Source organism: Cellulomonas sp. P4_H12 (assembly GCF_056400905.1).
This window is the reverse complement of the sequence record NZ_JBFUKJ010000114.1, coordinates 1-582: the sequence shown is the minus strand read 5'-3', so window position 1 is coordinate 582 and position 582 is coordinate 1. Positions and strand designations below refer to the sequence as shown.

The window sequence follows — 582 nt, the reverse complement described above, 5'->3', positions numbered from 1 at the left end:
CGACGAAGCCGATGAACGCGATGAACATGCCGATGCCCGCGACGATCGCGGACTTGAGCTCGTCGGGCACCGCGTTGAACACGGCGGTCCGGAAGCCCGAGATCGCCAGCACCACAATGATGATGCCGTCGATCACCACCAGGCCCATGGCCTCCGGCCAGGTGACCTGGGGGGCGATCGTCACGGCCAGCAGGGCGTTGATGCCCAGGCCCGCCGCGATGCCGAACGGATAGTTCGCGATGATGCCGAACGCGATGCTCATCACGCCGGCCACCAGGGCGGTGACCGCCGCGACCTGCGAGATCGGCAGGATGTTCCCGAGCACGTCCGTCTTGGCTGCCGCGTCGTCGGCGGAGAAGCTGCCGAGGATCAGCGGATTGAGGACCACGATGTAGGCCATCGCCACGAAGGTGACGAGGCCGCCACGGACCTCGTTGCTGACCGTGGAACCGCGTTCCGTGATCTTGAAGTAGTTGTCGAGGAGCCTCGAGGTCCCAGCCATGTCGTCCCTGTCTCAATCGCCGAAGATGCGCGTCGCACCTGGGAGGTTAAGGCACCACCAGGCAGGTAGCGTTATTTCGG

General features: G+C 64.9%; 1 protein-coding gene. It reads right to left on the bottom strand.

Annotation, left to right across the window (positions count from 1 at the left end; translation table 11 throughout):
• Window positions 1-502, bottom strand: a 502-nt coding sequence (locus AC1DQC_RS20050) for a solute carrier family 23 protein (protein WP_477052982.1), incomplete at its 3' end; no start/stop codon positions are given.
• Between the last annotated feature and the right edge of the window lie 80 nt (window positions 503-582).